We start from the raw sequence: 21,387 nt of genomic DNA on the forward strand, positions 1-21,387 counted from the left end.
TGACAAGGGGTCACGTATAGTTGCTCGTCTTTTAAGCGAACTATTGACACACACATGAAGGCTAAAGCGATATTACTCGCCTCGGTCTTGCTGGTGGGATGTCAGGCATCACGGAATGACGCCAATATCCCCGAACAGCATGCACAGAGTCTGTCTTCAGCTGGTCAAGGTGAAAATGGAAAGTACGGTGATCGAATGTTGTCGCCGCGATGGCAGGAAGATGGAACTGGCCTCGCAGAAGATACCGATCTCTGGAGTTTCATTAGTGACGAGTTGAAGATGGGGATTCCGGAAAACAGCCGGATCCGCGAACAAAAACAAAAGTACTTAAAAAATAAGAGCTATCTCCACGATGTAACATTACGGGCAGAGCCGTACATGTACTGGATAGTCGAGCAGATACATAAACGTAAGATGCCGATGGAACTGGTACTGCTACCCATAGTGGAGAGCGCTTTTGACCCTCATGCAACCTCATCAGCCAATGCCGCCGGCATCTGGCAGATTGTTGCAACAACGGGCAAAAACTATGGTTTGAAACAAAACCAGTGGTACGACGGGCGCCGCGACGTGGTGGCCTCGACCAAAGTTGCGCTGGATATGATGCAGCGTCTGAACAAGATGTTTGACGGCGACTGGTTGCTGACCGTTGCTGCTTATAACAGCGGTGAAGGACGCGTATTAAAGGCGATTAAACAGAACAAGGCGCGCGGAAAGCCCACCGACTTCTGGAATCTGTCGCTGCCGCGCGAGACTACGGTTTACGTACCGAAAATGTTGGCCTTGAGCGAACTGCTGAAGAACAACAAGCGCTACGGTATTAAACTGCCGACGCCTGACGAAAGCCGCGCACTGGCGCGCGTTGAAGTCGGTCAGCAGATGCAGTTGACGCAGGCTGCCGAAATGGCGGGGATGTCGCTCAGCAAGCTCAAGAGCTTCAATACCGGCTATAAGAAAGGGGCTACCGCGCCCAACGGACCGCAGTACATCTTAGTGCCTAAGTCCCACGTGGCGAAGCTGCGTAGCTCGCTGGCTTCCGGCGATATCGCTGCGGTACAGCCAACGCAGCTGGCAAAAGCCAGCGCGGCTGGCAGCAGCTACAAAGTGCGTCGCGGTGATACGCTTTCCGGCATCGCCAGCAAACTGGGCGTCAGCGTTGCGTCGCTGAAGCAGCAGAATAATTTGCAGGGCGCCAGCCTTCGCACCGGTCAGACGCTGACCGTCGGCGAGAGCGGCACGAGCCTGGCTGATAATAGCAACAGCATCACCTATCGCGTGCGTAAAGGTGATTCTCTTGCCAGTATTGCAAGGCGCCACGGCGTCGATATCAAAGATGTGATGCGATGGAATACGGTCCTGAGCAGCGCGAAAGATATCCAGCCTGGTGACAGGCTAACGCTCTACGTAAATAATAACGCGTCGCCTGATACCTGATGCGTTGAAAAGGCCAACAATTGTTGGCCTTTTTTACATTTCTGCCCCCTTCCCTCTCCCCCTGTTCTCATTCTTAAGCGTCGAGCGATACGCCCTTTTCCCGCATTTGTCTCCCTGATGCTGACAGGCTATAGATGACGGAAATGAAAGTCAGAGAGACAGGGATTGCATTGAGGCGGATGGGGTCGCCTTCTCACGCGAGTGAGGCGGAGAAGGCTACGGGACGCCGTAACGAGCAGAGAGGTCAGCGTGCGGCGTTAAACTCTACCAGCAGGGGATTATGGTCCGAGGCGCGCGTAACCAGCACTGAGGCGCGGCTGACGTTCATATCGCGATAGAAGACGAAGTCCAGCGGGCGGCCAAAGGCTTTACGTCGATGATCGTCGGTAAATTTCACCTCTTTTAGCGTCATTTCGCGCGCGAACCGGTAGAGCGCGTGGATACGCTGGCGGCTCCAGGCGTTGAAATCGCCCGCCATGATAACCGGCCCTTTGTGATGGAGGATCTGCTCGCCTATGGGGCCCAGCTGTTTGCTGTAGACATCGATGCCGAGGCTGAAATTGACCGCATGAACATTGACGACCATCAGCATTTCTCCGGTCGGCAGCGGATAGGCGGTGACCAGCGCCGATTTAGCCAGCCTCAGCAGCGGCTCTCGCTCGCGCAGCGGGCAGCAGTAGACCGGATGGGCAGAAGCCAGCGTCATCACGCCAGAGGGGTGCTGCGGCAGCACAAAGGCGGGAACCTGATCGGCGGCCAGGTAGTTGCTGGTTGCAAACTGCACCAGCTCAGGCGTGGTTTGCGCCTCCTGTAGCAGCACCAGGTGCGCGTCTTTGCCGAATCCCTGTAATACGGACATCCAGTCGGCACGCTGCTGCTTGAAGATATTCCAGACCAGCACTTTGAGATGGGCATCAGGCGACAGTGGCGCCCCTGGCGGCAGCGCCTGGCCAAGATGCAGCATAGCGCCCGGCGGAAAGATCTGTTCGACCGGCTGACCCGCGACATAGCGCATTGCATAAGTTTTTTTTCGCACGTTATTGCCCAATTCCTTCCGTACCCGTTGCACCTGTCTGTTATAGGGATTTTAGTCGGGGGATTCAATCGGTGTTGATAATTGTCAGAATCATCGCGTGCGGTGATCTTTTTTTCGGAAAAGAAAAAGCCCTGACTTCTCAGTCAGGGCTTCTCTGTTAGGTGGCGGTGCGGACGGGACTCGAACCCGCGACCCCCGGCGTGACAGGCCGGTATTCTAACCGACTGAACTACCGCACCACCGAATACTGCTGCTACCAGCGGGGTCTCGCTGATAACCGGTGTCACCCTCGCGGGTGGATACCAATTTGGATGCCTGGCAGTTCCCTACTCTCGCATGGGGAGGCCCCACACTACCATCGGCGCTACGGCGTTTCACTTCTGAGTTCGGCATGGGGTCAGGTGGGACCGCCGCGCTAAGGCCGCCAGGCAAATTCTTGTGCCAGGAACGAATCTTTTACGCTGCTGCTGCGTTGGCTGCGCTCGTAAACTCAGTCACATACCCCTGTATGCTCCTTCCTTTACCGCGCTTGCCGCCTTGCTTCAGCGCAAAATCTTTCGTTCCCGCTAATTCTTTATCCGGTACAAGCTGAAAACCTCGCGTCTCACAAAACGCCTCTGGCGTTGTAAGGTTAAGCCTCACGGGTCATTAGTACCGGTTAGCTCAACGCATCGCTGCGCTTACACACCCGGCCTATCAACGTCGTCGTCTTCAACGTCCCTTCAGGACCCTCAAGGGGTCAGGGAAAACTCATCTCGGGGCAAGTTTCGTGCTTAGATGCTTTCAGCACTTATCTCTTCCGCACTTAGCTACCGGGCAGTGCCATTGGCATGACAACCCGAACACCAGCGGTGCGTTCACTCCGGTCCTCTCGTACTAGGAGCAACCCCCCTCAGTTTTCCAGCGCCCACGGCAGATAGGGACCGAACTGTCTCACGACGTTCTAAACCCAGCTCGCGTACCACTTTAAACGGCGAACAGCCGTACCCTTGGGACCTACTTCAGCCCCAGGATGTGATGAGCCGACATCGAGGTGCCAAACACCGCCGTCGATATGAACTCTTGGGCGGTATCAGCCTGTTATCCCCGGAGTACCTTTTATCCGTTGAGCGATGGCCCTTCCATTCAGAACCACCGGATCACTATGACCTGCTTTCGCACCTGCTCGAGCCGTCACTCTCGCAGTCAAGCTGGCTTATGCCATTGCACTAACCTCCTGATGTCCGACCAGGATTAGCCAACCTTCGTGCTCCTCCGTTACGCTTTGGGAGGAGACCGCCCCAGTCAAACTACCCACCAGACACTGTCCGCAGCCCGGATCACGGGCCTACGTTAGAACACCAGCCATTAAAGGGTGGTATTTCAAGGACGGCTCCACGCAGACTGGCGTCCACGCTTCGAAGCCTCCCACCTATCCTACACATCAAGGACCAGTGTTCAGTGTCAAGCTGTAGTAAAGGTTCACGGGGTCTTTCCGTCTTGCCGCGGGTACACTGCATCTTCACAGCGATTTCAATTTCACTGAGTCTCGGGTGGAGACAGCCTGGCCATCATTACGCCATTCGTGCAGGTCGGAACTTACCCGACAAGGAATTTCGCTACCTTAGGACCGTTATAGTTACGGCCGCCGTTTACCGGGGCTTCGATCAAGAGCTTCTCCTTACGGATAACCCCATCAATTAACCTTCCGGCACCGGGCAGGCGTCACACCGTATACGTCCACTTTCGTGTTTGCACAGTGCTGTGTTTTTAATAAACAGTTGCAGCCAGCTGGTATCTTCGACTGGCCTCAGCTCCGGGAGCAAGTCCCTTCACCTACGCGCCAGCGTGCCTTCTCCCGAAGTTACGGCACCATTTTGCCTAGTTCCTTCACCCGAGTTCTCTCAAGCGCCTTGGTATTCTCTACCTGACCACCTGTGTCGGTTTGGGGTACGATTTCGTGTTGCCTGGAGCTTAGAGGCTTTTCCTGGAAGCAGGGCATTTGTTGCTTCAGCACCGTAGTGCCTCGTCGTCACGCCTCAGTGTAAAGTGAACCGGATTTGCCTGGAACACACACCTACACGCTTAAACCGGGACAACCGTCGCCCGGCCAACATAGCCTTCTCCGTCCCCCCTTCGCAGCAACACCAAGTACAGGAATATTAACCTGTTTCCCATCGACTACGCTTTTCAGCCTCGCCTTAGGGGTCGACTCACCCTGCCCCGATTAACGTTGGACAGGAACCCTTGGTCTTCCGGCGAGCGGGCTTTTCACCCGCTTTATCGTTACTTATGTCAGCATTCGCACTTCTGATACCTCCAGCATGCCTCACAGCACACCTTCGACGGCTTACAGAACGCTCCCCTACCCAACAACACATAGTGTCGCTGCCGCAGCTTCGGTGCATGGTTTAGCCCCGTTACATCTTCCGCGCAGGCCGACTCGACCAGTGAGCTATTACGCTTTCTTTAAATGATGGCTGCTTCTAAGCCAACATCCTGGCTGTCTGGGCCTTCCCACATCGTTTCCCACTTAACCATGACTTTGGGACCTTAGCTGGCGGTCTGGGTTGTTTCCCTCTTCACGACGGACGTTAGCACCCGCCGTGTGTCTCCCGTGATAACATTCTCCGGTATTCGCAGTTTGCATCGGGTTGGTAAGCCGGGATGGCCCCCTAGCCGAAACAGTGCTCTACCCCCGGAGATGAATTCACGAGGCGCTACCTAAATAGCTTTCGGGGAGAACCAGCTATCTCCCGGTTTGATTGGCCTTTCACCCCCAGCCACAGGTCATCCGCTAATTTTTCAACATTAGTCGGTTCGGTCCTCCAGTTAGTGTTACCCAACCTTCAACCTGCCCATGGCTAGATCACCGGGTTTCGGGTCTATACCCTGCAACTTAACGCCCAGTTAAGACTCGGTTTCCCTGCGGCTCCCCTATACGGTTAACCTTGCTACAGAATATAAGTCGCTGACCCATTATACAAAAGGTACGCAGTCACCCCATTAAAGAGGCTCCCACTGCTTGTACGTACACGGTTTCAGGTTCTGTTTCACTCCCCTCGCCGGGGTTCTTTTCGCCTTTCCCTCACGGTACTGGTTCACTATCGGTCAGTCAGGAGTATTTAGCCTTGGAGGATGGTCCCCCCATATTCAGACAGGATACCACGTGTCCCGCCCTACTCTTCGAGTTCACAGCATGTGTGCTTTCGTGTACGGGAGTGTCACCCTGTACCCTGCGACTTTCCAGACGCTTCCACTAGCACACAAGCTGATTCAGACTCTGGGCTGCTCCCCGTTCGCTCGCCGCTACTGGGGGAATCTCGGTTGATTTCTTTTCCTCGGGGTACTTAGATGTTTCAGTTCCCCCGGTTCGCCTCGCAACACTATGTATTCATGTTGCGATAGTGTGTCGAAACACACTGGGTTTCCCCATTCGGACATCGCCGGCTGTAGCGGTTCATATCACCTTGCCGGCGCTTTTCGCAGATTAGCACGTCCTTCATCGCCTCTGACTGCCAGGGCATCCACCGTGTACGCTTAGTCGCTTAACCTCACAACCCACAGGCGTCTTGCGACGTCGCGGATGTGATTATTGAGAGACTCGAACGCGCTGCCTTTCATTCCTGTTTACGGGGAATGAACGCAGGGCGTCGTTTCAATTTTCAGCTTGTTCCGGATTGTTAAAGAGCATAATACTTCGCAGCCCACCGTTACCGGTACGCTCTGAAGTATTTCAGAAAACAGTATGGTGGAGCTAAGCGGGATCGAACCGCTGACCTCCTGCGTGCAAGGCAGGCGCTCTCCCAGCTGAGCTATAGCCCCATACAGTTACTGCAGAGACCGTCTACTACCACTCAACCGAGTAAACATTCTTGCGTGAAGAATGTAATTTCTTCTCAGGCAAGGCATGCGGAAGGGAAGTTTACCTCAGGTAAACGACCGCGCCCATAACGCAGCATGAGGAGAAATTTGGTAGGCCTGAGTGGACTTGAACCACCGACCTCACCCTTATCAGGGGTGCGCTCTAACCACCTGAGCTACAAGCCTGTAGAGGTTTTTCTGCTCGTTACTTTCTATCAGACAATCTGTGTGAGCACTTCGAAAGGCAGTATCTTCAGGTAAGGAGGTGATCCAACCGCAGGTTCCCCTACGGTTACCTTGTTACGACTTCACCCCAGTCATGAATCACAAAGTGGTAAGCGCCCTCCCGAAGGTTAAGCTACCTACTTCTTTTGCAACCCACTCCCATGGTGTGACGGGCGGTGTGTACAAGGCCCGGGAACGTATTCACCGTGGCATTCTGATCCACGATTACTAGCGATTCCGACTTCACGGAGTCGAGTTGCAGACTCCGATCCGGACTACGACGCACTTTATGAGGTCCGCTTGCTCTCGCGAGGTCGCTTCTCTTTGTATGCGCCATTGTAGCACGTGTGTAGCCCTACTCGTAAGGGCCATGATGACTTGACGTCATCCCCACCTTCCTCCGGTTTATCACCGGCAGTCTCCTTTGAGTTCCCGACCGAATCGCTGGCAACAAAGGATAAGGGTTGCGCTCGTTGCGGGACTTAACCCAACATTTCACAACACGAGCTGACGACAGCCATGCAGCACCTGTCTCAGAGTTCCCGAAGGCACCAAGGCATCTCTGCCAAGTTCTCTGGATGTCAAGAGTAGGTAAGGTTCTTCGCGTTGCATCGAATTAAACCACATGCTCCACCGCTTGTGCGGGCCCCCGTCAATTCATTTGAGTTTTAACCTTGCGGCCGTACTCCCCAGGCGGTCGACTTAACGCGTTAGCTCCGGAAGCCACTTCTCAAGGAAACAGCCTCCAAGTCGACATCGTTTACGGCGTGGACTACCAGGGTATCTAATCCTGTTTGCTCCCCACGCTTTCGCACCTGAGCGTCAGTCTTTGTCCAGGGGGCCGCCTTCGCCACCGGTATTCCTCCAGATCTCTACGCATTTCACCGCTACACCTGGAATTCTACCCCCCTCTACAAGACTCTAGCCTGCCAGTTTCGAATGCAGTTCCCAGGTTAAGCCCGGGGATTTCACATCCGACTTGACAGACCGCCTGCGTGCGCTTTACGCCCAGTAATTCCGATTAACGCTTGCACCCTCCGTATTACCGCGGCTGCTGGCACGGAGTTAGCCGGTGCTTCTTCTGCGGGTAACGTCAATCGACGCGGTTATTAACCACATCGCCTTCCTCCCCGCTGAAAGTACTTTACAACCCGAAGGCCTTCTTCATACACGCGGCATGGCTGCATCAGGCTTGCGCCCATTGTGCAATATTCCCCACTGCTGCCTCCCGTAGGAGTCTGGACCGTGTCTCAGTTCCAGTGTGGCTGGTCATCCTCTCAGACCAGCTAGGGATCGTCGCCTAGGTGAGCCGTTACCCCACCTACTAGCTAATCCCATCTGGGCACATCCGATGGTGTGAGGCCCGAAGGTCCCCCACTTTGGTCTTGCGACGTTATGCGGTATTAGCTACCGTTTCCAGTAGTTATCCCCCTCCATCGGGCAGTTTCCCAGACATTACTCACCCGTCCGCCACTCGTCACCCGAGGAGCAAGCTCCTCTGTGCTACCGTTCGACTTGCATGTGTTAGGCCTGCCGCCAGCGTTCAATCTGAGCCATGATCAAACTCTTCAATTTAAGTTTGATTTGCTTAAACAAGTTAAGCGGTGCTCATCTGTAAAACGTCATAATGAATGTCATTATGTGTCCACTCGTGAGGCTTGATATTTTTTAAGCCCGAAGGCTTTTGATATCTGCTCTCGAGTGCCCACACAGATTGTCTGATAAATTGTTAAAGAGCGGTGCAGTCAGCGGCGGAGCCTGCTGCTGCGAGGTGGCGTATATTACGCTTTCCTCCGTGCCAGTCAAGCGTTTATTTTCGCTTTAACCGGCGGTGATTTTCATCACCTCAACACCGCATTCCGTAAGCCGTTGTGCCGTGTCGATGGAGGCGCATTATAGGGAGTCGTTCAGAGAGCGCAATACCCTTTTTTAAAGTTTTGTGTCGTTCGTCTGATTAATGCGCAAAACGCGCGTTTTTAGCGCTTTTTAATCGCCTGAGGCAGCTCAGCGAGACTGTTAAGCACCCAATCCGCAGCCGCCTCCCCTTCCGCCGTAACGGGTTTACCGCTGCGTACCAGCACGGTTGTGCCCACGCCCGCCGCTTTGCCCGCCAGCACATCTTCCGTTTTGTCGCCCACCATATAAGAAGCGGCCATATCGATATCCAGATGCTTCTGCGCGGAGAGCAGCATGCCAGGATGCGGCTTGCGGCAGTCACACTCCTGACGATATTCCTCAACGGGGGCATCCGGCAGGTGCGGACAGAAATAGATGCCGTCGAGATCGACGTCGCGGTCCGCCAGCGACCAGTCCATCCATTCTGTCAGCTGCATAAACTGGTCTTCGCTGAACATGCCGCGGGCGATGCCAGACTGATTGGTAATGACCACCAGCGCAAACCCCATCTTTTTCAGCTCCTGCAGCGCCTCGATAGTGCCGTCGATAAACTGGAAGTTGTCGATTTCATGGACATAGCCGTGATCGACGTTCAAGGTGCCATCACGATCGAGAAATACAGCCGGGACTTTATTCGCCACTGAGAAACTCCTGCTACTAAAGATGCTACTAAAATTGCCGCCTAGTATTGCATGATTGCAATAAAAGAGAGAATGGCAGATAAGATGACTTTGATTGATTTAGACGTCTGGATGCCTTACCATCCATTCAGCTTTCGCCCGGAAGATCGCCGCGAAAGGTTCCACACCACGGACAACGCAAGACGATAATAAATAACCTAATGATTAAACTCGAAAATATTACCAAAGTGTTCCAGCAGGGCTCACGCACGATTAAGGCGCTCTCTGACGTCACTCTGCACGTGCCTGCGGGACAAATTTATGGCGTTATCGGCTCCTCCGGCGCTGGTAAAAGCACGCTTATCCGCTGCGTTAACTTACTGGAACGCCCAACCTCAGGTCGCGTACTGGTGGACGGCCAGGATTTAACCCTCCTGAGCGAACGTCAGCTGACGCAGGCGCGCCGTCAAATCGGCATGATCTTCCAGCACTTTAATTTAATGAATTCGCGTACCGTCTTCGGCAACGTGGCGCTGCCGCTTGAGCTGGGTAGCCTGTCGCGCGAAGAGATTAAAAAGCGCGTAACGGAACTGCTGGAGCTGGTCGGCCTGGCGGATAAGCAGGACGCCTGGCCCGCCAACCTCTCCGGCGGTCAGAAACAGCGTGTCGCTATCGCCCGCGCCCTGGCCAGCAATCCCAAAGTGCTGCTGTGCGACGAAGCCACCAGCGCGCTCGATCCGGCCACGACCCGCTCTATCCTCGAGCTGCTGAAAGATATTAACCGTCGCCTCGGCCTGACCATTCTGCTGATTACGCATGAGATGGACGTGGTGAAGCGCATCTGCGATCAGGTGGCAGTCATTAGCCATGGCGAGCTGATTGAAAAAGACAGCGTCAGCGAAGTCTTCTCTCATCCCAAAACGCCGCTGGCCCAGCAGTTTATCCAGTCGACGCTGCACCTCGATATCCCGGAAGATTATCAGCAGCGCATGGTGCCGCAGCCCGCAGCCGAGCGCGTGCCGCTGCTGCGTCTTGAGTTCACCGGCAAATCCGTTGATGCACCGCTGCTCTCTGAAGCCGCGCGCCGCTTCAACGTCAATAACAACATTATCAGCGCGCAGATGGATTACGCCGGTGGCGTGAAGTTCGGCATTATGCTGGCCGAAATGGACGGCGCCGAGAGCGACGCCAACGCCGCCATCGCGTGGCTGCAGGAAAATCATGTGAAAGTAGAGGTACTGGGTTATGTCTGAGGCGATGATGGCTTTACTGGCGCGCGGCGTCTGGGAAACGCTGATGATGACCTTTGTCTCCGGCTTCTTTGGCTTTGTGCTGGGCCTGCCGGTCGGCGTGCTGCTCTACGTCACCCGTCCGGGACAGATTCGGGAAAACCGGGCGCTCTATCGCACTATCTCCGCGCTGGTGAATATTTTCCGTTCTATTCCCTTTATTATTCTGCTGGTCTGGATGATCCCCTTTACCCGCGCCATTGTCGGCACCTCTATCGGCCTGCAGGCGGCTATCGTCCCGCTGACCGTTGGCGCCGCGCCTTTTATCGCGCGTATGGTTGAGAACGCGCTGCTTGAGCTGCCGACCGGACTGATCGAAGCGTCGCGCGCCATGGGTGCTACGCCACTGCAGATTGTGCGCAAGGTGCTGCTGCCGGAAGCGCTGCCTGGCCTGGTGAACGCTGCCACCATCACGCTGATTACGCTGGTGGGCTACTCCGCCATGGGCGGCGCCGTCGGCGCAGGCGGGCTGGGACAGATCGGCTATCAGTACGGGTATATCGGCTACAACGCGACGGTGATGAATACGGTTCTCGTGTTACTGGTCGTTCTGGTGTATTTAATTCAGTTTTGTGGCGACCGCATCGTGCGTGCCGTGTCCCATAAATAAGTCAGCAATATCATTACGTCTCCATTAAGGAAGAGATATGACTATTACATTTAAAAAAATTGCCGCTGTGGGTGCACTGATTGGCGTGATTGCGCTGGCAGGATGCGATCAGAAAGCCAAAGATCCTAACCATATTAAAGTGGGCGTGATTGTTGGCGCAGAGCAGCAGGTCGCCGAAGCGGCGCAGAAAGTCGCGAAGGATAAGTATGGCCTCGACGTCGAGCTGGTGACCTTTAACGACTACGTGCTGCCAAACGAAGCGCTGAGCAAAGGCGATATCGACGCCAACGCCTTCCAGCACAAACCTTATCTGGATCAGCAGATCAAAGATCGCGGCTACAAGCTGGTGCCGGTCGGCAACTCTTTCGTCTATCCGATCGCGGGCTACTCGAAAAAAATCAAATCGCTGGACGAGCTGCAGAACGGTGCTCAGGTTGCTATCCCTAACGATCCGACCAACCTCGGCCGCTCTCTGCTGCTGCTGCAGAAAGTGGGCCTGATCAAGCTGAAGGATGGCGTTGGCCTGCTGCCTACCTCGCTGGATATCGTCGAGAACCCAAAAAACCTGAAGATCGTCGAGCTGGAAGCGCCGCAGCTGCCGCGCTCGCTGGATGACCAGCAGATCGCGCTGGCGGTGATCAACACCACTTACGCCAGCCAGATCGGCCTGACGCCGGCTAAAGATGGCATCTTCGTTGAAGATAAAGATTCGCCGTACGTGAACCTGATCGTCAGCCGCGAAGATAACAAAGACGCTGAAAACGTGAAGAAATTCGTAGAGGCCTACCACTCTGACGAAGTCGCGCAAGCCGCGGACAAAATCTTTAACGGTGGCGCAGTGAAAGGCTGGTAATCCCTTTCCTGACACCTTTGACCGGGGCGGCGCTTAGCCGCCCTTTCTTTTGCGCCGCATCCGGCGCGACTTGTTATTTCCCCTGGTCCTTGTTTCAATAACGCCACTTTTTTACAACCTTGAGGATGTTGCCATGCGTTTATTACCGCTCTGCTTGTTAGCATTGATGCTGACCGGGTGCGTTCACGAATATCACCCGATAAGCAGCGCACCCGCTCATTCGCAGCCATCCCGCGAGCCCGCGCGCAAACCTGCGCCGCGCCCCGCGCCGGTTAAAGTTTATACCGATGCCGCCGATCTGGTCAGCAAACCGTTCCGCGATCTGGGCGAAGTTGCTGGCGATGACTGCCAGAGCAGCCGCCAGGATTCGCCGCCGAACCTCGCCACCGCGCGCAAGCGTCTGCAGATTAAAGCCTCCTACCTGAAAGCCAATGCCGTTCTGCTGCATAAGTGTGAAATCGTCAGCAGCACGCCGGGGTGCTATCGCCAGGCGATCTGTCAGGGCTCGGCGCTGAAAGTAAATCAATGAGCACTTTCGCCTTCGAGCAGATCGGCGTGATCCGCTCGCCGTGGAAAGAGAAATTCGCCGTTCCGCGCCAGCCTGGCCTGGTACAGGACGGCCACGGCGAGCTGCATCTGATGGCGCCCTATAACCAGCCGGAGGCGGTGCGCGGCCTGGAGAGTTTCAGCCATCTCTGGGTGCTGTTCGTGTTTCATCAGACCATGGCAGGCGGCTGGCGACCTACGGTGCGCCCACCGCGCCTCGGCGGCAATGCCCGCATGGGGGTGTTCGCAACGCGCTCGACCTTTCGCCCGAACCCCATCGGCATGTCGCTGGTCGAGCTGAAGGCGATACGCTGCGAGAAGAGTCAGGTGATCCTGCAGCTCGGCAGCCTGGATCTGGTGGACGGCACGCCGGTGGTGGATATCAAGCCTTACCTCCCCTTTGCCGAAGCGCTGCCGCAGGCGCGGGCCGGCTTCGCACAGGAGGCGCCCGCGGCCGATATGCCGGTGCGTTTCTCGCCGCAGGCGGAACATCAGCTGGCGCAGCAGCGGCAGCGCTATCCCCATCTGGCGCGTTTTATCCAGGAGGTGCTGGCGCAGGACCCGCGTCCCGCCTACCGCAAAGGCGAAGCGCAGTCGCGCGAATATGCCGTCTGGCTGCTCGATTTTAATGTGCGCTGGCGCGTCGATCAAACCGGCACTGAAGTGACCGGCATCGACCCGCGCGAAAACGCGCTTTTGAGCCCGTGATCTCGCTGGTACACTAGCCGCCACCACAACTTTTGTCAGTGACTTTCCGTTCAACTGGAACCTTAATCAATGCGTACTACTCAATACTTGCTCTCCACCCTTAAGGAGACGCCCTCCGACGCGGAAGTGATCAGCCACCAGCTGATGCTGCGCGCCGGGATGATCCGCAAACTGGCTTCAGGTCTCTATACCTGGCTGCCGACCGGTTTACGCGTGCTGAAAAAAGTCGAAAACATCGTGCGCGAAGAGATGAACAACGCGGGCGCGATTGAGATCTCGATGCCGGTGGTTCAGCCTGCCGACCTGTGGCAGGAGAGCGGTCGCTGGGAGCAGTACGGCCCGGAACTGCTGCGCGTGGCCGACCGCCACGAGCGCCCGTTTGTACTTGGTCCGACGCATGAAGAAGTCATCACCGATCTGATCCGTAACGAGCTCAGCTCCTATAAGCAGCTGCCGCTGAACCTCTATCAGATCCAGACCAAATTCCGCGATGAAGTACGTCCGCGCTTCGGCGTAATGCGCTCGCGCGAGTTCATTATGAAGGACGCCTACTCCTTCCATATCTCGCAGGAGTCGCTGCAGGAAACTTACGACGCGATGTACCGCGCCTACAGCAACATCTTTAGCCGTATGGGCCTCGACTTCCGCGCAGTTCAGGCGGACACCGGCTCTATCGGCGGCAGCGCGTCGCACGAATTCCAGGTGCTGGCGCAGAGCGGCGAAGATGATGTGATCTTCTCAACCGAATCGGACTACGCTGCCAATATCGAAATGGCCGAAGCGGTGGCGCCGGCGGGCGATCGTCCGCAGCCGACCCAGGCGCTGGCGCAGATTGATACGCCGAACGCCAAAACCATCGCCGAGCTGGTGGAGCAGTTCCAGCTGCCGATCGAGAAAACCGTGAAAACCCTCATGGTGAAAGCCAGCGAAGAGAGCGGCCACACGCTGGTCGCGCTGCTGGTGCGCGGCGATCACGAGATGAACGAGATCAAAGCAGAGAAGCTTGATATCGTCGCCACGCCGCTGACGTTCGCCACCGAAGAAGAGATCCGCGCCGCAGTGGGCGCAGGTCCAGGCTCGCTCGGCCCGGTAGGACTGACGATGCCGATCGTTGCCGATCGCAGCGTCGACAAGATGAGCGACTTCAGCGCCGGCGCCAACGTCGACGGTAAACACTATGTCGGCATTAACTGGGAACGCGATCTGCCGCAGGCGATCGTAGCCGATATCCGCAACGTGGTGGAAGGCGATGCAAGCCCGGACGGCAAAGGCACGCTGCAGATCAAACGCGGCATCGAAGTGGGCCATATTTTCCAGCTCGGCACCAAATACTCGGAAGCGATGAAAGCGGCGGTTCAGGGCGAAGATGGCCGCAATCAGGTGTTAACCATGGGCTGCTATGGTATCGGCATTACGCGCGTTGTCGCGGCGGCAATTGAGCAGAACCACGACGATCGCGGCATTATCTGGCCTGCGGCGCTGGCACCGTTCGACGTCGCGATTCTGCCGATGAATATGCACAAATCTTTCCGCGTGAAAGAGCTGGCGGAAGAGCTTTACCACACCCTGCGCGCCAAAGGCGTTGAGGTGATCCTCGACGACCGTAAAGAGCGTCCGGGCGTGATGTTCGCCGATATGGAGCTGATTGGCGTGCCGCACACTATCGTTATCGGCGACCGCAATCTCGATAACGAAGAGATCGAGTACAAAGCGCGTCGCGCCGGCGAGAAAGAGATGATTAAGCAGAGCGAAATCGTCGACTTCCTGCTGAAAGCGCTTAACAAGTCATAATCTTCCCGCCCCCGACCTCGGGGGCGTTTTTTTACAGTACTTTTCCCCGCATCGACTTGGTCGAACTGCGCCGCGCTTTCCCTTCCAGCCGCCGCTCTTTCGACGCGCGCGTCGGCCGCGTAGCGCGACGGATCTTCTCTACGCGCGTCAGCTCCTGAATCAAATTAACCAGCCGCTGCACCGCCGCTTCGCGGTTCATCTCCTGGCTGCGATATTCCTGCGCTTTGATTATCACCATGCCTTCCGGCGTAATCAGATGGTGCTTCGCCGCCAGCATGCGCTGTTTGTGAAACGGCGGCAGCGAAGACGCGGCGATATCGAAACGCAGGTGGATAGCGGTGCTGGTTTTATTCACATGCTGCCCGCCCGCGCCCTGGGCACGAATGGCGCTTAGCTCAACTTCGCTATCGGGCAGCTCGACCGTACGTGAAACTTTAATCATCTGTCACCTGAGAGAGCATTGCCTCGTTTAACCCGTTCATCAGCTTAACCTTTTGTGCTTGCTGTTTATGGCGCGTAGCCAGCGGATTCTGTCACTTTAGCCGCTTTCAACGCGATGATCCTGCTTTACCCTGGCTGAAATCCTGGAAATGCCTGTGATATAGTTCCTCAGGCAACCAGAGTATTCTTGCTCTGCTGAGGAGGTGAACGTGCAAAAATATTGTGAATTGGTTCGCCAGAAGTATGCCGAGATCGGCAGCGGCGAACTGGGATATGTGCCCGATGCGATCGGATGCGTTTTGAAGGCACTCGATGATATTGCCGCAAATTCTGCGCTAAACTCTTCTGTCAGGGAACAGGCAGCTTACGCCGCTGCAAACTTACTGGTGAGCGACTATGTTGACGAATGAAGCCTATAGACCCATCAACTGTGATGATTACGACAACCTGGAACTCGCCTGCACGAAACGCTGGACCCTTGAGCTGACCCTGAAAAACGGGGAAGCGCTAAAGGCAAAAGCGACGGATATGGTTTCACGTAAAAACGTCGAATACCTTTCTATCGATCTCTCAGGCGAAACACGCGAGCTGCGCCTCGATCACATCGCCAGCTTCAGCCATCCTGAGCTGGGCACCGTTGTCGTCAGCGAAGAGTAACGACAGCGCCTCGGGCGGGATATTCCCGCCCCCTTCCCTAAGGTTTCAGCGATCCATAGTAAGCCGACAGATCCGCCATATCCCCCTCGCTTAATCCCGCCACAAACGCCTTCATGACCTCCGCCTGCCCGCCGCTGCGCTCGCCTTTTTTATAGGCCTGCAGCGCATGATTAAGATAGGCGGCGTTCTGTCCCGCCAGACTGGGATAGAGCGGCACGCTGCTTTTTCCCTGCGCGCCATGGCAGGCGGTGCAGGCGGCCGACTTCTGCGCGCCCGCGTTGACGTCGCCATCGGCCAGCGCCGGCAGCGCCGCCGCCAGCAGCAGGATGGCCAGTACTCTCTTCATAGTTGCTCTCCAGCACACGCGTTATTTTGCCAGATCGCCTGCCAGCCGCTGTCGTCAACGGCGGCGCCTTCCCGGGTGACAAACAGGCCGGGCGCGCAGACAAGCGTCTGATTGTAATAGATCAGCGGAATTCGTTCGCGCTGCCACGGCGGGATCGCCAGCTCCTGCCACAGCTTCTTGATTTCACGACCGCCCGCGCGGCCCGCCAGATGAAAATAGCCCTGCGCATGGAAACGCACGCTGATCTGCTCGTCCGCGTCGGGCTGGCGCAGCGCCGACGGCGCGCTGCGCGCACAGAGCACACCGAGCCCCTGCGGCAGCGGCAGCGGCGTGCGGCGATCGGGCCAGGGCAGCTGCAGCGCTTTTAGCGAGGCGCAGCGCGGCAGCCAGTAGAGCCGGTCGCGATAGCGGCGCGCCTCCGCCTCGCCAAAGCGCAAGCGCGGCTGCGCATCTTCGCGGCTCAGCATCACCTCCTGGCGCAGCCGCGTCAGCGCGGCGCGCGACACCATCGGCGCGCCGTTCCGGGCTATCCAGCGCCGCAGCAGCGCGTTGGCGCGCGTCTCGCTCATCTGCAAGAGCGGCGGAAAATGCAGGCTGCCGTCAGGATGCATCAGACTGGCCAGCTGTTCCGCCAGCAGTTCGTCCAGCAGCTGCTCCTGCTCGCCGCACAGCGCCGCGCTGCGCGCGCACGCCGCGGCGAAGTGCGGCCAGCGCGCCTGGAGTTCAGGCAGCAGACGCTGGCGCAGAAAATTGCGATCGTAGCGCGCGTCCTGGTTACTTTCATCTTCGATCCAGCGCAGCTGATGCTGCTGCGCATAGGCTTCAAGCTGCGTCCGCGACTGGGTAAGCAGCGGACGCAGCAGCACGCGGCCGTGGCGCTCATGCCGCACCGGCATCGCCGCCAGCCCGGCAGGGCCACTGCCGCGCTTCAGCGCCAGCAGCAGGGTTTCACACTGATCGTCGAGATGCTGCGCGGTCAGCAGCCACTCTTCTGGCTGCATCGCCGCCGTCAGCGCCTGATAGCGCGCCGCGCGCGCCGCCCCCTCAACGCCCTGCTCGCGCGCATCAATATGCACGCGCAGCACCTCGCAGCGCAGCGCCCAGGCTTCGCAGAGCGCCAGGCAGTGCGCCGCCCAGCCGTCGGCGTTGGGACTTAATCCATGATGGACATGCAGCGCACGCAGGCGCGCCTGCGGGTGCGTCTGTTGCCAGCTAACCAGCTGATGCAGCAGCACGGTGGAGTCGAGACCGCCGCTAAACGCCACCACCAGCGCGGCATCGTCAGGCAACAGCGAGGCGAGATGAGACAAAGGCATGACGCGTTCCAGAATCAGGGCTGCCGGATGCAGCCCCTGCGCGCGCTATTTTACGCCTGATAGAGCTCCAGCGGCAAACCATCCGGATCGGCAAAAAAGGTGCACTGCTTGCCGGTTAAATCGTCGATGCGGATGGGTTCGCACACCACGCCTTTTTCCGCCAGCGTCGCGACCGCCGCGCCAACGTCCGGAACGGTAAAGGCCAGATGACGCAGGCCGCACGCTTCAGGATGGCTGACGCGCGCCGGCGGCGAAGGAAAAGAGAACAGCTCGATGGTGTACTGACCGTTCAGCGCCAGATCGCCTTTCCATGAATCGCGCGCCTCGCGGTAAACCTCGCCCATCAGGCTGAAGCCGAGCACATCGCAGTAAAAGGCCTTACTGCGCGCATAATCTGTGGCGATGATGGCGATATGGTGAACAGAAGATAACTGCAACATTAATAGACTCCCTGACTGTTTTGCCTATCCTGAGACGTGCGGCGGCGGCTTGCAATGCGCAATTGTCTGAAGCCGCTGCCTTTTTTCTCTATTTCAGCACCCGAACGCGATAATCGCCCTCTTCCGTCAGCGTCGCGCCGTGAATATCGGTCTCAAAGCCGGGATAGTGGCGGCCGATAGTGCAGAGCATCAGCAAGAAGTCGAGCACCGCGCGGCTCTCTTCGGTGATCATCTCCCCCGGCATCACCAGCGGTACGCCTGGCGGATAGGGCAGGATCATATTTGCGGAGACGCGCCCGACCAGCTGTTTCAGATCTACCGTCTCTACCCTGCCCTGCACCTGCTGCTGGAACGCCTGATGCGGCGTCATCTTCATTTCCGGCAGCACGTCGAACGCCTTGAGCATCAGGCGCGGCAGATCGTGCTGACGGATCAGCTGGTGGATACCCTGCGCCAGCGTCTGGATGCGCATATTGCGGTAGAAGTCAGGATCTTCTGCATAGAGATCGGGCAGCATATTTTTCACCCGCAGGTTGAGATCGTAGGCGCGCTTAAACTCGGTCAGGCCGCGCAGCACGCTCATCGCCCGGGTCTTGTCGATGCCGATGCTGAACAGAAACAGCAGGTTATAGGGCCCGGTTTTCTCTACCACGATGCCGCGCTCGTCGAGGAATTTCGCCACCAGCGCCGCCGGGATCCCTTCATCCGCCATTTCGCCCAGCTCGCTCATCCCCGGCGTCAGGATAGTGACCTTGATGGGATCGAGATACATATGATCGGCGTCCGCCTGGGTAAAGCCGTGCCACGCCTCCTCGCCCGGCTGGATCGGCCAGCATTCGGCTTCGTCGATATGCTCCGGCTGCCAGATATCGAAGAACCAGCTGTCGGACTCCTCGCGCAGGCGCTGGATCTCGCGGCGAAAGTGCAGCGCGCGCTCGACCGAGCGATTGATCAGCCGCTTGCCGGGATTGCCGCGCAGCATCGCCGCCGCCGTTTCAATCGACGATACAATCGCGTAGTTGGGCGAGGTGGTGGTGTGCATCATGTAGGCTTCGTTGAAGGTGTGCTCGTCGTAGTCGCCTTTAATATGGATCAGCGACGCCTGCGAAAAGGCCGCCAGCAGCTTATGGGTCGACTGCGTCTCGTAGATCACTTTGCCGGGCGTGCGCTCGCCGCTCATGCCGCTTTTGCCGGCGTAGATGGGATGAAAGTTGGTATAGGGCACCCAGGCGGAGTCGAAATGGATCGACGGCACCTCCAGCGTCTGCTTGATGTACTGGGTGTTATAGAGCAGGCCGTCGTAGGTGGAGTTGGTAATCACTGCATGCACCGGCCAGCTGGCGCGTGGCGTCGCCGCAACCTTCTGCTCGATGCTGGCGCGGGTGAATTCACGTTTAGGAATGCCGCCGAGAATCCCCAGCGCGTTGCGCGTCGGCTTGAGCCAGACTGGCACAATGTCGCTCATCATCAGCAGATGCGTCAGCGACTTGTGGCAGTTGCGGTCGATCAGCACCGTGCTGCCGGTTGGCGCGGCGTACATACCGACAATCTTGTTGGAGGTTGAGGTGCCGTTCGTCACCATATAGCTCTGCTCGGCGCCGAAGGTGCGCGCGACATACTCCTCGGCTTCAAGGTGCGGGCCGGTATGATCGAGCAGCGAACCAAGCTCGGTCACCGAGATAGAGATATCCGCCTTGAGCGTATTGGCCCCGAAGAAGTCGTAAAACAGGCTGCCGACCGGGCTTTTTTGAAAAGCGGTGCCGCCCATATGGCCAGGCGTACAGAAGGTGTACTTGCCCTCTTTCACGTAGGTAAACAGCGCCCTGGTCAGCGGCGGCGTAATCTGCTCAATATAGTCGTCGGTGTACTGGCGGATATGCAGCGCAATATCATCTGCGGCGCTCAGCGCGTATTCAAAGAAGTGCAGCGCCATACGCATCTCGTTGATGCTGACATCCATCTGCGAATGGGTGTTGATAAAGGCATAGAGCGGCAGATATTCATTGAGCTGATTGATATCGGCGCAGAGCGCCGGACTGTTGTGCGCATCCCAGTCAAAGATCACGCCGCAGATACGCGGGTTATGCTCTATCAGCTTCAGCAGGTCGTCGATATTAGTGGGATAAATCAGCTGAAAGCCCTGCTGCGTCAGCGCCGTATTCAGTTCGCGCAGCGGCTCGTCTTTGTAGAACATGCCGTGTGAACCCATAATCGCCAGAATATTCAATGCGCACCTCCCTTTTAATGTGGCAGGGCTAATCATAGCGAAGGATGGCGATTGGGTACGTCGGAATGCTCTACTCTGTTGCCAGTCGGTAAATCAGAGGCATAAAAAAAGCGGACCGGAGTCCGCTTTTTACCGCTGACTACGCTTAAGCGTAGCCGTAGCTCATCAGGCGCTGATAGCGACGATCGAGCAGCTCTTCAGTGCTCAGGCTGTCGAGATCGGCCAGATCCGCCAGCAGCTGATTTTTCAGCGACAGCGCCATATCCACCGGCTGACGGTGCGCGCCGCCCAGCGGTTCAGGGATGATCGAGTCGATCAGCTTCAGCTCTTTCAGACGGTTGGCCGTAATGCCCATCGCTTCTGCCGCCAGCGGGGCTTTATCCGCGCTTTTCCACAGAATTGAGGCGCAGCCTTCCGGCGAAATCACCGAGTAGGTGCTGTACTGCAGCATATTTACTTTGTCGCCCACGCCGATCGCCAGCGCGCCGCCTGAGCCGCCTTCGCCGATCACGGTGCAGATAACCGGAATTTTCAGACCGGACATTTCACGCAGGTTGCGCGCGATCGCTTCCGACTGTCCACGCTCTTCCGCGCCCACGCCCGGATAGGCACCCGGCGTGTCGATAAAGGTGATCAGCGGCATTTTAAAGCGCTCGGCCATCTCCATCAGACGCAGCGCTTTGCGGTAGCCTTCCGGCGCCGGCATACCGAAGTTGCGGCGGATTTTCTCTTTGGTTTCGCGACCTTTTTGATGACCAATGATCATTACCGGGCGGCCGTCGAGACGGGCGATACCGCCGACAATCGCTTTGTCGTCGGCATAGGCGCGATCGCCAGCCAGCTCGTCAAAGTCGTCAAAAGCGTTGCGAACGTAGTCAAGCGTGTAAGGACGCAGCGGATGGCGCGCCAGCTGCGCGACCTGCCATGCGCCCAAATCGGCGAAGATTTTACGGGTCAGCTCAACGCTTTTCTCGCGCAGGCGCTGTACCTCTTCATCCAGATTAATGTGTTTATCATCCTGACGACCAATCGACGTAAGCGAATCAATTTTCGCTTCAAGTTCCGCGATCGGCTGTTCAAAATCCAGGTAATTAAGACTCATAATGTTC

At 57.1% G+C, this 21,387-nt stretch carries 17 protein-coding genes, 3 tRNA genes and 3 rRNA genes; 9 read left to right on the plus strand and 14 right to left on the minus strand.

The window, feature by feature from the left end; genetic code table 11:
• Positions 1 to 54: 54 nt before the first annotated feature.
• The gene (mltD, locus tag LB453_RS18240; protein ID WP_103795262.1) at positions 55 to 1,434 is read left to right on the plus strand and encodes a murein transglycosylase D; all 1,380 of its coding nucleotides are present in this window, start codon (positions 55 to 57) and stop codon (positions 1,432 to 1,434) included.
• A gap of 244 nt (positions 1,435 to 1,678) precedes the next feature.
• On the opposite strand, the gene LB453_RS18245 is transcribed toward mltD, so the two are convergent.
• The 8 genes from LB453_RS18245 to gmhB form a co-directional block, all read right to left on the minus strand.
• Complete coding sequence (locus LB453_RS18245) at positions 1,679 to 2,470, minus strand: endonuclease/exonuclease/phosphatase family protein (protein WP_103795279.1); 792 nt, start codon at positions 2,468 to 2,470, stop codon at positions 1,679 to 1,681.
• 162 nt (positions 2,471 to 2,632) lie between these two features.
• A tRNA-Asp gene (locus tag LB453_RS18250) sits at positions 2,633 to 2,709 on the minus strand.
• 74 nt (positions 2,710 to 2,783) lie between these two features.
• Positions 2,784 to 2,899: ribosomal RNA gene (gene rrf / locus LB453_RS18255) — 5S ribosomal RNA — on the minus strand.
• Between the two features lie 198 nt (positions 2,900 to 3,097).
• Positions 3,098 to 6,003, minus strand: a 23S ribosomal RNA gene (locus LB453_RS18260).
• A gap of 195 nt (positions 6,004 to 6,198) precedes the next feature.
• Positions 6,199 to 6,274: transfer RNA gene (locus tag LB453_RS18265), tRNA-Ala, on the minus strand.
• A gap of 148 nt (positions 6,275 to 6,422) precedes the next feature.
• Positions 6,423 to 6,499, minus strand: a tRNA-Ile gene (locus LB453_RS18270).
• A gap of 72 nt (positions 6,500 to 6,571) precedes the next feature.
• Positions 6,572 to 8,113, minus strand: a 16S ribosomal RNA gene (locus tag LB453_RS18275).
• The 16S, 23S and 5S rRNA genes sit together here with 3 tRNA genes alongside, the layout of an rRNA operon.
• 401 nt (positions 8,114 to 8,514) lie before the next feature.
• On the minus strand, positions 8,515 to 9,075 hold the full coding sequence (gmhB, locus tag LB453_RS18280) for a D-glycero-beta-D-manno-heptose 1,7-bisphosphate 7-phosphatase (RefSeq protein WP_103794020.1): 561 nt from the start codon (positions 9,073 to 9,075) through the stop codon (positions 8,515 to 8,517).
• A 200-nt stretch (positions 9,076 to 9,275) separates the two neighbouring features.
• On the opposite strand from gmhB, the gene metN reads away from it, so the two are divergent.
• The 6 genes from metN to proS all read left to right on the plus strand — a co-directional run bounded on the left by metN (position 9,276) and on the right by proS (position 14,851).
• Positions 9,276 to 10,307, plus strand: coding sequence for a methionine ABC transporter ATP-binding protein MetN (gene metN / locus LB453_RS18285; protein WP_103794019.1), 1,032 nt, complete (start codon positions 9,276 to 9,278; stop codon positions 10,305 to 10,307).
• Positions 10,300 to 10,953, plus strand: a complete 654-nt coding sequence (locus tag LB453_RS18290) for a methionine ABC transporter permease MetI (protein ID WP_224481544.1) — start codon at positions 10,300 to 10,302, stop codon at positions 10,951 to 10,953. Before metN ends, LB453_RS18290 begins: the two co-directional genes overlap by 8 nt.
• A 37-nt stretch (positions 10,954 to 10,990) precedes the next feature.
• Positions 10,991 to 11,806, plus strand: a complete 816-nt coding sequence (locus LB453_RS18295; protein WP_103794017.1) for a MetQ/NlpA family lipoprotein — start codon at positions 10,991 to 10,993, stop codon at positions 11,804 to 11,806.
• A gap of 133 nt (positions 11,807 to 11,939) precedes the next feature.
• Positions 11,940 to 12,335, plus strand: coding sequence for an Rcs stress response system protein RcsF (rcsF, locus tag LB453_RS18300; protein WP_103794016.1), 396 nt, complete (start codon positions 11,940 to 11,942; stop codon positions 12,333 to 12,335).
• Complete coding sequence (tsaA, locus tag LB453_RS18305; RefSeq protein ID WP_103794015.1) at positions 12,332 to 13,060, plus strand: tRNA (N6-threonylcarbamoyladenosine(37)-N6)-methyltransferase TrmO; 729 nt, start codon at positions 12,332 to 12,334, stop codon at positions 13,058 to 13,060. The genes rcsF and tsaA overlap by 4 nt, the downstream gene beginning before the upstream one ends.
• A 69-nt stretch (positions 13,061 to 13,129) precedes the next feature.
• Positions 13,130 to 14,851 (plus strand): proline--tRNA ligase, encoded by a 1,722-nt coding sequence (proS, locus tag LB453_RS18310; protein ID WP_103794014.1) that lies wholly within the window; start codon positions 13,130 to 13,132, stop codon positions 14,849 to 14,851.
• Positions 14,852 to 14,882: 31 nt separating this feature from the next.
• Here proS and arfB read toward each other — a convergent pair whose 3' ends face one another.
• Positions 14,883 to 15,293 (minus strand): alternative ribosome rescue aminoacyl-tRNA hydrolase ArfB, encoded by a 411-nt coding sequence (arfB, locus tag LB453_RS18315; RefSeq protein WP_103794013.1) that lies wholly within the window; start codon positions 15,291 to 15,293, stop codon positions 14,883 to 14,885.
• Positions 15,294 to 15,501: 208 nt separating this feature from the next.
• Here arfB and LB453_RS18320 point away from each other — a divergent pair, with 208 nt between their 5' ends.
• Together LB453_RS18320 and rof are read left to right on the plus strand one after the other, a co-directional pair.
• On the plus strand, positions 15,502 to 15,702 hold the full coding sequence (locus LB453_RS18320; protein ID WP_033749608.1) for a YaeP family protein: 201 nt from the start codon (positions 15,502 to 15,504) through the stop codon (positions 15,700 to 15,702).
• Positions 15,689 to 15,949: a Rho-binding antiterminator gene (gene rof, locus LB453_RS18325; protein WP_033749607.1), complete on the plus strand. Its 261-nt coding sequence runs from the start codon at positions 15,689 to 15,691 to the stop codon at positions 15,947 to 15,949. The genes LB453_RS18320 and rof overlap by 14 nt, the downstream gene beginning before the upstream one ends.
• A 37-nt stretch (positions 15,950 to 15,986) precedes the next feature.
• Here the strand turns inward: rof and LB453_RS18330 are convergent, their stop codons facing one another.
• From LB453_RS18330 to accA, 5 genes are all read right to left on the minus strand, one after another.
• A complete protein-coding gene (locus LB453_RS18330; protein ID WP_103794012.1) occupies positions 15,987 to 16,295 on the minus strand; it encodes a c-type cytochrome in 309 nt (102 codons plus the stop codon).
• Entirely contained in the window at positions 16,292 to 17,611 is a 1,320-nt protein-coding gene (tilS, locus tag LB453_RS18335; RefSeq protein WP_103794011.1) for a tRNA lysidine(34) synthetase TilS, read from the minus strand. Before tilS ends, LB453_RS18330 begins: the two co-directional genes overlap by 4 nt.
• Positions 17,612 to 17,661: 50 nt before the next feature.
• Entirely contained in the window at positions 17,662 to 18,051 is a 390-nt protein-coding gene (locus LB453_RS18340) for a VOC family protein (RefSeq protein ID WP_033749603.1), read from the minus strand.
• Positions 18,052 to 18,139: 88 nt separating this feature from the next.
• Positions 18,140 to 20,278, minus strand: a complete 2,139-nt coding sequence (locus LB453_RS18345) for a lysine decarboxylase LdcC (protein WP_103794010.1) — start codon at positions 20,276 to 20,278, stop codon at positions 18,140 to 18,142.
• Between the two features lie 145 nt (positions 20,279 to 20,423).
• Complete coding sequence (gene accA / locus LB453_RS18350) at positions 20,424 to 21,380, minus strand: acetyl-CoA carboxylase carboxyl transferase subunit alpha (protein ID WP_033793575.1); 957 nt, start codon at positions 21,378 to 21,380, stop codon at positions 20,424 to 20,426.
• Positions 21,381 to 21,387: the final 7 nt, after the last annotated feature.

Origin of the sequence: Pantoea agglomerans (assembly GCF_020149765.1) — a bacterium.
Taxonomy (GTDB): Bacteria; Pseudomonadota; Gammaproteobacteria; order Enterobacterales; family Enterobacteriaceae; genus Pantoea; species Pantoea alvi.